Consider the following 8,942-nt stretch of genomic DNA (forward strand, 5'->3'; position numbering starts at 1 on the left):
AAAATAAATAAATTGGCAATTTATGTTTTTTACCATTTTCAGTTACAAAATTTTTAAGTGATTTTTTAAAGATTTTTTGAGTTGCTTTATCTACTCCGTCTTTTGGAGAACAACACATAATATTTGGATTTACAAACCATGTACGACTTGTACAAATACGACCATCTTCGGTAGTTATTCCAGTTTCTGCAACCGCTAATAATCCTTTTTTCATTAAACCATTCATTAACTCTGAAACTTTTCCTCTAGTTCTATTTAACTTTCTTGCAAGATAACTAGGCGTTGCACTATCAGAATCAAATTCATCTTCTTTACTTATTCTTTCAACCAAAATATTTGTTTTAAATTCTACATAAGGTATTAAATCCATTAAAAGCGCTTTTTCAGCTGTAGATAAATAATTAATTTCACTCAAATAATTGTAATTATCCATAATTATTTGCACAAACCTCACCCGATCTGTAGGTTTTTTCTTTTTCCCTATAAAATATTCATCTCCACCAGTTGTTTTACTTATTAACTGTAAGAGCATTGCTTTCTCTTCTTCTGAATAACCACCGGTTTGCAACTGGTTATAAATGCTATCAATCTTACTATCTCTTATTTTCGCTTTTTTTTCAGCTTGTCCAAAATCTACAACTTTTGTCATAAAATAATTCTCTCCCTTAGTGGAAGGAATCAACTTTTATATGTTAGAATGTATATAGAATATATATTGGCTGATTCCAACCTATTATGAAAAACCGCCTCGCCGACCAAAGCTTGGGCGGTTTTTCTCGTTTGTATGTCTTTCTCTATAATAACATGAAACACCTTGTTAAAGCTTTCCATCTCTTGCAAAAACACAACATTCAATCCTATCTTTCTCTATCAAAATCTCGATGTCTTCTTATTTCTCTCTTATGTTCACGTTCAAATTGATTATCTACTCCCTTGTTATCCAATTCTTTTTTAACAATCTCTCTAAACGCCTTAAATTGCTCCTTAAAAACTTTTTTCGTTTGTACATATAAAACTCTTATATTCGTCTGCAAAACCTTTATATGAGCTTTTAATGAGCTAATTTCTATATTTAATACACCAACTTCTTTTTGCAACTTACTTTTTTCTTGTTTCAACGTTCGATTTTCTTTCATCCATCCCTCTGCATGCGCTTTTAAACTCTCATTCTCTTTCACAAAATCTGTTTTTTTCAAACGCTCATAATCCTTTTTGATAGTAACCGCTGCATTCACTTGCTTTGTTAATTCTTGATAGTGTTCTGGTGATAACACATAATTTCTTGTCTGTTTCTTCGTAATTTCAGCTTTTCCAAACATTTTATCCTGTATTTCTACTACTACTTCTTTACGTAAAAATGGAATTTTAACAGGTTCATTGGGTACTTGATCCGTAACACTATCTAATTCTTTTTGCATTTGTTCTACTCTTTTTTCTAACTCTATATGACACTGGCCAATTAGCTGTAGCTTTTCACTTTCACTCTCTACTTGTTGTTTCACTACCTCTAATTCTTTGTACTTATCAACGACATCGCTTTCCAAACTCTTTTTCACTACTTGTAATTCGTTTGTTTTCTCTTCAACATTTTTTAAGTTATGGTCAATTGTTTGTAACTGCATCTCTTTTTCTTGTACTTGATTCTCAACAATTGATTTTGTTTCTGCATATTCCTTGTATTGACGGACTTTCATGTATTTATGTGAACCTACATTGGCACGTTCAAAATTTGGAATGTGTTCTTTCGCTAATTTCTCAATATAGGCCGTTTCTAATTCTCTCCAATGTGCAATTAACTTTCTTCCTGTTCCCTCTACACCTTGTTGCTGCAAAGCTTTATCCATTCCGACACGCCTCGTTAATCCTCGACTACTTTCGAAATTTGGTACATAGTTAATATGTAAATGCGGATTCGCTTCATCATCATGTAAAACCATGTTATAAACCGCTAGGTTTGGATTTCTCTCTTGAAACGCCTCTGCATACTGTTTTAACGCTTCTTTTTTGGCTTCCCTATATTTCGAGTCGTCTTTACCTTCCCCAATCGCCACGACTAATTCTCGTTGCTCATGTGTCTTATCATCTTTATGTATTTTGTCATAATAATCATCAATTTTACGGTCATTCCGTTTTTGTTTCTCGTTATACTTGTCCACTGCTTCTTTAAAGACATCCTTGTATACACTTCGGATATCCTTTTGAACAAAGTAAATATTCTCATCTAACCTGGCTGGATCAATCCCAGGATTTCCATGAATATTTTCTCTGTTATTATGACTCAATGAACTTTGGTGGGATTGATTAAATGAGATAGAACCCAACATAAAGTGCCACCACTTTCCCTAGATTAGTTGATAACATCAGTCTAGCAAAGCGACGAAATGATGTCAATTAACGTAACCCTATACTTGTTTTGACACTATCGCATCAAAACAGATAGGGGTCTGCGACGCTCTTCGGCTCTGCCGAGCCACGTGCTACGTGGCAAAACAAGACCTTGGGCGTTGCCCAAACCCACTGGGGAACTCTTCCCCAGGCCCCCTCAATCAAACTCCCCAACCCCTCAATCCTTGAGGGGCTCCCTCGCCGGTTGGCAGGAACAAACGGATAGTTTGTTCAGTGCCAAGAGGGTTTGGGTGTAGTGCGGTTGGTCAAGTCAAATACTCCCTTTGCTTCGCTAGGTCCGTTTTGATTGACCAACACCCTTTTTCTCTATAACAGGTTTTTAGCTAATACACTAAGTACTCCTGTTAACAATCCACTTACGATCAATCGTAAAATCCATGTAGTATTTGCACTGATTTTATCTAATTGTTTATTAATAGTTAAAACATCCTTTTCAGCTACTAGTATTCTTGCTTCTAAATTTTTCACATCATGCTGTATAGCTTTTAAATCTAGATTCATTTGGTTAAAATCTTTTTCTAGTTCCTCCAATTTTGTCATATAACATATTTCTCCTTTAAAATTAATTCTAAATATATTATATGTATATGATAATTAGAGAATAATGATATAAAAAATAGGACTCAAATCTATTATTAAGATTTAAGTCCTATTCAAAGATAAAAGGATTATACCAAAACGTAATATAATTTATGCTTATCTTTTTTAATATGCATCTAGTAACAACACATTTTTCCGTCCCTCCTTGTTTTTAGGTGTAAGATCTATGGTTCAAGTGAAACTATATTAAAAGGGTCCAGCCGAGATACGTGTAAAAATAGGTCATAGACTTACTTTTATTTCAAGGTAAAATTTATTGAGCTTATAAATATTGTTTCTGTTGTTTCGTCTATTTTTATTAAGTGAATTGTCTATTATGGGTTAACCCTAATCATCCATTAGTTAGCTATGAAAACGGTTTTATATCTGTTTTATCGAATCGTGTGCCAATTGTGGCTGTATTATCGGCTCTTGCAGCGGTCGTTTTAAAAGTAATTCAAGTCGTTTTACATCGAGTTGCTGATTTATCGTTTCGAGTGGTAGGAATAAAAGAGGAATTCCGAGCGCGTTTAGAAGCGACTCACCCACCTGTAGCATTTCGTATTGAACAAATAGAAATTAGGTTAGAAGAACAATAGCAAAAAGAAATCATACAATAAATAAGGGATTTATGATATAATAAGTGTTCATCACTAGTTAATTTAAGGGTTTCATCCTTTTAAAAAAGTTCTTTATATATTTTATATAAAGGGCTTTTTTTACGTTTATTTATTTAAAATTATGATAAAATTGATAAGACTACATTTGAAAATGTGGGTTCAAGTTGCTGTTTGACTGAATTGGTTTTTTGGTTTTGGGTGTGTTTCGTTAGCATAATTATTGACAGCCTAAGAGAGATTTGTCTCTTTATTGTTTAGTATAACTAAAATAAAAAGAAAATTCAAAATGAAATAATGAATTTTTACATATTTTCAAATTAATACGCAAAAATGTAAATATATAGGTTATAATAAGTGTTGAAACACTCTCCTATGTTTCGAGTGATTGTATCTGTTATCTGTTTTTTGGTGCGAAATCTGTAGATAGATTTTGCACTTTTTTATTTGTGGTTTTATAGGATTAGTATAATTTTTGGCTTATTATATTAGGACTAATGACAGGATAGCAAGGTTTTATCTAGATTAAACATACTTATAGGTGTACTTGTAAGTATACTTATAAGTGCGCCTATAGAATGAAAGTAAACCTTTAGATATTTGTTTACATAAAATAAAAAGAAGATCAAACTAGAAAAACAATCTAGTTCGGTCTTCTTTTTATTTTAAATTCATTAATGATTGCTTTTTTTACATCACTATAAAATACCATCATCAGCATTCCCAATATAGTCATAAATAAAGAAATTCCTTCAATTCCAATAAATATCCCTATAAATATAAGAATAATACCTATAAAAAAGCCAAAATCATTTTCATCCTCATCGTCCTCACACTCATCCTTATCCTTTTTATCTAACTCCTCCCTAGCATCCTCTGATCCCTTTATTAACTCATCAATTGTTACTTCATATAATTCACTAAGTAAAATCAAATTATCAATATCAGGATAACTTTTATTGCTCTCCCATTTATAAACAGCTTGTCTAGTCACTCCAATCTTTCGAGCCACATCTTCTTGTGAAAAGCTTTTTGATTCACGAAGCTTTTTCAATTGCGAACCTAAATTCATATTATTCACCTCTAAGAAATCATTACATATAAACCCTTAATCAATAAAGAAACCATTAATCTAATACATGTAAACTAATGGTTTACATATTTAAATCCTTACTAAATCACCCTCTATATTTAATTAATACAATGTTATCAGAACTTAAAAAAAGAATCCCATAAACATAGGACTCTTTTTTACTTTTCTCTAATGTAAACTTTTAAATATTTGTTTACATTAGAAATTGAAATATATTATATATATACTGAAATCATGAAATTAAGATATATTATATACACAGATACAATTATTAATTTTGTTCACCAATATTCCGTCTAAGTAAACCAGGGTGAAAATTTAGTTTATAGAATATATAGGAAATAACAATGTTTTATCTGTATGATTTTTTTATGAGGAGGAAACATTTTTGTCTTTATATAAACAATTATCAGATGCTCTTTTAGTAGGTTTTTTTATAGAAATTAATAAAAACATAGCAAAAGGAATTCTTTCAACAGCTATGTATCAAGAAATAGATCTCATTAAAACTGAAATGAAAAAACGAAACATTTCAGAAATAGATTCACAAAAGATTTATCAAGAATATATACAATCTCAATATAACCTTATGAATTAAAACATTTAATATCCCTATTTAAATTAAAAAAGAGTCCTATTAATTTAGGACTCTTTTTAATACCTTCGAATGTAAACTTTTAGATATTAGTTTACATTCATATTCCCTTAACCATTAGCTTCATCTCAATCCTCCTGATAACCTCAAAATACATACCAAAAGTATACATTCAAAACACTATAAGTAAAGAAGATATTGAATCATAAATCAATACCTTCTTTACTTTCAAAAGGACCTGCTCAATTAATACGTAAAAACATAAAGTAAAGTGAATCCGTTAAAATACATGAGTGACCCCGTGTTTAATCCTCTTATCTGAAGGAGGAAGTATTATGGGATTTGGTGGTAGTTGTGGAAGCGGCGGCTTTGCTGGAGGATTTGCTTTATTAGTTGTATTATTTATTTTATTAATCATAGTTGGAGCTTCTTGTTTCTGCTAAAAAAACTATCAGAAAGGACACTCTTATAAGAGTGTCCTTTCTTTATGGGCAAAAAAACCCAATATATATTCTCTACACAACCAAAGTTACCATAACACCACTTATCAGCAGTCAATCGATCTAAAAAACTAGAAAAGTCCCTGCAGAAGATCTGAAGGGACTTTTCTTTCACATAATTTATATTATCAGTAGTGTTTATTTATCTATTTTTAAACACCCCTAATGTTCTAATTTAATAGATAAAACGGCACAACACTCCATACAAACATCAATAATTACTCTAGAAAATTGATTAAAGAGATTATTTGTACTAAAAGACTTTAAATATACTTGAGAATCTAATGAACCTTGCTTAATTTCTCTAGAACCACAATTAAGACATATCTTATTCATTTTCAATGCCTTCTTTCTAAAATTTAGTTTACATAAAATTCGTTAGCTGTAATAAACAAGAAGGATCATCCCTTATCATAAAGAATGATCCTTCTCCTTATTTATCCAACCATGTCGTAGGAACATCTTTTTCCTCTAATATTTCGAATTTAATCTCTCCATTTTCATAATATATCCGCTTTATAATTGGTATAGTTTCCATTTCATTTTCTTTTTCACTTTTATAGTGATTTTTTGTTTCTATATGAATGATATTCATCAGATATACCTCCTTTTTATCTACAACAAAAAACAAATAACACATTTTTCTCACAGTTGTATATGTATTCTCATATTTCTCTTTTATTCTTCTCATTTTATATTAGGGATAGCGTCAGGATTTTACGCTTTTACAACGTTAAGGATAAGAAGTCTTAACATTCTCTGTGCATGATTTAAGATCTATCCTTCATACACCATTTCATACATTCCTATAATAATGCGAATCTTTCTATGTTGCTTGTTCAGATGACTGTTTAGATGTTCAGGTGTTAAACTAGTTGTATATTACCTAAACAGCCATCTGAACAAAAAAACAAGGAAACCCTTGTCAGCTATAGAATTGTTTAATTGTTTGAATAGTGTTTAGTTCAGATGTTTAGAAGGATGGTGACCTGAACAATGCAACAAAAAGATTGGTTATCAGCTGAAGAAGTAGCCCAAGAAATAAAAGTATCAGCTATGACTATAAAACGAAACTGTCAAGCCTACGGTAGCTTTTTAAAATTCCAACAAGGTGAAAAGAACAAGTATTTAATCCATCAAGAATGTATACCTATTTTTCAATTTATAGCTAAAATGAGAAGTAAAAGAAACCTCCAAACAAAACAAATTATTGATCTCCTCAGTAAAGAAGGATTCTCTAAATATATAGATATTGAACCTATCCAAACAACTAAACAACAAACTGAACAAATCCAAGTGGGACAAGAGGTTGTATCTATTCAAGAGTTAGATAGAATTGTTGCTGAAAGAGTATCTGAACAACTTGAAAAACATGAAGAAAATTTAAAAGAATGGTTAACTGAACAGCAAAAACAACAACAAAATTTTCAAAAAGCTATGGTTCAAAGAATGGATGAACGTGATCAAAACCTAATGGCTATGATCCGTGAAAACCAGGAAACTAAAAAATTGATTGCAGCCACCCAACAAAAAAAGTGGTGGCAATTCTGGAAATAGAAAAAGCCTTGCTTATATGCAGAGCTTTTTTATACAGAATTCTATACAGATTTTTGTACTAATACAGAACATTTGTAGACCTAAAATTCTTGCTATATCAAGAATGTATAAAATCATGCATAGAGTATAAGCAAATAAAAAAGCAAAATCCTTTTAATATAAAGGGTTTTGCTTTTTTATTTGCTACCGATAATGAGACGTTATGTTAACTAGACGTGTATGAAATATACAATCAAACAAAGTTATTTTCCATTTTCATTCTTATTTTGAAATAGATGCACAATCAAAAGTCCACCAACAAATAAGATTGGAAATCCTACGACTATATATAATCCGTTTTTTGGTATTACTAATATAGTTGCAAGATAACTAAAAGAAAAAGCCCATAATGCTAAAATTATGATTTCTAACGTCTTCTTTTTCATTAAAAGTTAAGCACCCCAAATCCCCTTAAAAAAGTTGTATTCGGAATATTGCAACAAAATCAAAAAAAGACCCTACAAGAGGGTCTTTCATCAGCTAATATTAAGCTATTTGAACATTAGTAGCTTGTGCGCCACGTTGTCCTTGTTCTACTCCAAACGTTACACGTTGTCCTTCGTCTAAAGATTTGAAACCGTCGATTTGGATAGCTGAGAAATGTACGAATACGTCTTCTCCACCTTCACGCTCGATGAATCCAAAACCTTTGTCTGCATTAAACCATTTTACTTTACCTTGTTCCATAATTGTTGCCTCCTAGTATGGATACCCACACATGTGTTACTACCCTTGCTCAAATACCTTAGACGAAAAACAAAATTTATTCTTAATCTCAAACCGAACAAAAATAGGTCATTCTTAGATTAACATAATTTCTAAAAAATAGCAAATTTCAAAAATAAGTCCTTATGGTAACTAGCCGCTAATAGTGGTTGCTGGAGAAAAAGTCACTATAATAGTTATCACAGTAAGAAATTACCAAAGGATCTCAACAATATCATTGGTTAGATTTTTTTCAGACATTCAACAACTGATAAAATAAGATATTTTCGAGTTATTTTTTTACTTAATGTGATTTTGTTCTGGTTTTTTGGTGTGAAATTTGCTTTTTGGCTAGAGTGCTGGCTCGTCGTGTGGGGACGAAACCCCACGTATTACGTATCTATTTTTAGAATAAGAATTATCTTGGGACGAATGATCTAAGCGGTTCGGCTCGTATACTTGCTAGTCCAAGTCGAGAACCATTAATTTGCTTTTTGTCTGTCGGCTTGGCGAGAAAAGCACACGAGCCGAAAAAAGTTTTGCAAGGACAGAATTAAAAAGAAAGGCAATAGCCTTTAGGTGAGAATTAACGAACCGACTTTTTAATTCTGAGGGTGGAGATTTTTGAGTGAAATTCTCAAAAATACTACCCGTTCCTTGCGGAACTTTTAGCCCTATATATAAGAGTGAGAAGAGGAAAGTAAAGAAAGTCAGTAATAACAAGGGTTTATAAGATATAGGGTGTACCCAAAAAGGAACACCTGTGTACCCAAAAAGGAACACCTAAAAAATGTAAAAAATAATAAAAAAAAAGATGTCAATATAAAATGACATCTAAAATAAATAAATTG

At 31.3% G+C, this 8,942-nt stretch carries 11 protein-coding genes; 4 read left to right on the forward strand and 7 right to left on the reverse strand.

Annotated elements, in window-relative coordinates:
- The 3 genes from JFU54_RS02415 to JFU54_RS02425 form a co-directional block, all read right to left on the reverse strand.
- On the reverse strand, positions 1-649 hold a 649-nt coding region (locus JFU54_RS02415), incomplete at its 3' end, for a MarR family transcriptional regulator (protein ID WP_085313782.1).
- Between the two features lie 208 nt (positions 650-857).
- Positions 858-2,324 (reverse strand): plasmid recombination protein, encoded by a 1,467-nt coding sequence (locus JFU54_RS02420; RefSeq protein ID WP_201063663.1) that lies wholly within the window; start codon positions 2,322-2,324, stop codon positions 858-860.
- A gap of 388 nt (positions 2,325-2,712) precedes the next feature.
- A complete protein-coding gene (locus tag JFU54_RS02425) occupies positions 2,713-2,946 on the reverse strand; it encodes a hemolysin XhlA family protein (protein WP_201063665.1) in 234 nt (77 codons plus the stop codon).
- 362 nt (positions 2,947-3,308) lie between these two features.
- Here JFU54_RS02425 and JFU54_RS02430 point away from each other — a divergent pair, with 362 nt between their 5' ends.
- Entirely contained in the window at positions 3,309-3,584 is a 276-nt protein-coding gene (locus JFU54_RS02430) for a M48 family metalloprotease (protein WP_242489410.1), read from the forward strand.
- A 661-nt stretch (positions 3,585-4,245) separates the two neighbouring features.
- Here the strand turns inward: JFU54_RS02430 and JFU54_RS02435 are convergent.
- The gene (locus JFU54_RS02435) at positions 4,246-4,674 is read right to left on the reverse strand and encodes a helix-turn-helix domain-containing protein (RefSeq protein ID WP_201063667.1); all 429 of its coding nucleotides are present in this window, start codon (positions 4,672-4,674) and stop codon (positions 4,246-4,248) included.
- Between the two features lie 409 nt (positions 4,675-5,083).
- Here JFU54_RS02435 and JFU54_RS02440 point away from each other — a divergent pair, with 409 nt between their 5' ends.
- Both JFU54_RS02440 and JFU54_RS02445 read left to right on the forward strand, forming a co-directional pair.
- Entirely contained in the window at positions 5,084-5,293 is a 210-nt protein-coding gene (locus tag JFU54_RS02440) for a hypothetical protein (protein WP_201063669.1), read from the forward strand.
- A gap of 332 nt (positions 5,294-5,625) precedes the next feature.
- On the forward strand, positions 5,626-5,733 hold the full coding sequence (locus tag JFU54_RS02445) for a YjcZ family sporulation protein (RefSeq protein ID WP_106405760.1): 108 nt from the start codon (positions 5,626-5,628) through the stop codon (positions 5,731-5,733).
- A 490-nt stretch (positions 5,734-6,223) separates the two neighbouring features.
- Here JFU54_RS02445 and JFU54_RS02450 read toward each other — a convergent pair whose 3' ends face one another.
- The gene (locus JFU54_RS02450; protein WP_189337253.1) at positions 6,224-6,385 is read right to left on the reverse strand and encodes a hypothetical protein; all 162 of its coding nucleotides are present in this window, start codon (positions 6,383-6,385) and stop codon (positions 6,224-6,226) included.
- Positions 6,386-6,786: 401 nt separating this feature from the next.
- Here JFU54_RS02450 and JFU54_RS02455 point away from each other — a divergent pair, with 401 nt between their 5' ends.
- Positions 6,787-7,347 (forward strand): DUF3967 domain-containing protein, encoded by a 561-nt coding sequence (locus JFU54_RS02455; RefSeq protein WP_201063671.1) that lies wholly within the window; start codon positions 6,787-6,789, stop codon positions 7,345-7,347.
- Between the two features lie 242 nt (positions 7,348-7,589).
- Here JFU54_RS02455 and JFU54_RS02460 read toward each other — a convergent pair whose 3' ends face one another.
- Complete coding sequence (locus JFU54_RS02460) at positions 7,590-7,772, reverse strand: hypothetical protein (RefSeq protein WP_201063672.1); 183 nt, start codon at positions 7,770-7,772, stop codon at positions 7,590-7,592.
- Between the two features lie 100 nt (positions 7,773-7,872).
- Positions 7,873-8,073, reverse strand: coding sequence for a cold-shock protein (locus tag JFU54_RS02465; protein WP_000434815.1), 201 nt, complete (start codon positions 8,071-8,073; stop codon positions 7,873-7,875).
- Positions 8,074-8,942: the final 869 nt, after the last annotated feature.

It is taken from the genome of Bacillus sp. TH19 (assembly GCF_016651075.1).
GTDB lineage: Bacteria > Bacillota > Bacilli > Bacillales > Bacillaceae_G > Bacillus_A > Bacillus_A mycoides.

Excerpts from the sequence above, each read along its gene's own strand:
- JFU54_RS02450 (WP_189337253.1), bottom strand. The coding sequence starts at position 6,385 with ATGAATATCATTCATATAGAAACAAAAAATCACTATAAAAGTGAAAAA.
- JFU54_RS02465 (WP_000434815.1), bottom strand. The coding sequence starts at position 8,073 with ATGGAACAAGGTAAAGTAAAATGGTTTAATGCAGACAAAGGTTTTGGA.
- JFU54_RS02420 (WP_201063663.1), bottom strand. The coding sequence starts at position 2,324 with ATGTTGGGTTCTATCTCATTTAATCAATCCCACCAAAGTTCATTGAGT.
- JFU54_RS02425 (WP_201063665.1), bottom strand. The coding sequence starts at position 2,946 with ATGACAAAATTGGAGGAACTAGAAAAAGATTTTAACCAAATGAATCTA.
- JFU54_RS02435 (WP_201063667.1), bottom strand. The coding sequence starts at position 4,674 with ATGAATTTAGGTTCGCAATTGAAAAAGCTTCGTGAATCAAAAAGCTTT.
- JFU54_RS02460 (WP_201063672.1), bottom strand. The coding sequence starts at position 7,772 with ATGAAAAAGAAGACGTTAGAAATCATAATTTTAGCATTATGGGCTTTT.
- JFU54_RS02445 (WP_106405760.1), top strand. The coding sequence starts at position 5,626 with ATGGGATTTGGTGGTAGTTGTGGAAGCGGCGGCTTTGCTGGAGGATTT.
- JFU54_RS02455 (WP_201063671.1), top strand. The coding sequence starts at position 6,787 with ATGCAACAAAAAGATTGGTTATCAGCTGAAGAAGTAGCCCAAGAAATA.